The organism is Mesorhizobium sp. GbtcB19, from assembly GCF_019091085.1.
GTDB lineage: Bacteria > Pseudomonadota > Alphaproteobacteria > Rhizobiales > Rhizobiaceae > Mesorhizobium.
On record NZ_JAGXJY010000342.1, the window covers coordinates 1 to 253 of the forward strand.

Consider the following 253-nt stretch of genomic DNA (forward strand, 5'->3'; position numbering starts at 1 on the left):
GGCGATCGAGGAACGCTCCACCCAGATCGACGGCCGGATTTCGGAAACGCAGAACCGGCTCGCCGGTCAGGCGGAGACCGTCGCACAGGCCTTCTCAGAGGCCGGCAACGCGATCGTCAAGAAGGTGGCGGAAGCCGACAGCCTCGTGAAGCAGCAGGTGGTGGCGATTTCCGAAGCGCTTGATGATGCGCAGAAGGCGCTCGGCTCTCGCGGTGACGATATCCGCACGGCTCTTTCGGAGACCGCAACCCAG

1 protein-coding gene is annotated in these 253 nt (G+C 64.4%); it reads left to right on the forward strand.

Annotation, left to right across the window (positions count from 1 at the left end):
- A partial coding sequence (locus KVT37_RS32445) for a hypothetical protein (RefSeq protein ID WP_217579053.1) occupies positions 1–253 on the forward strand: 253 nt, incomplete at both ends.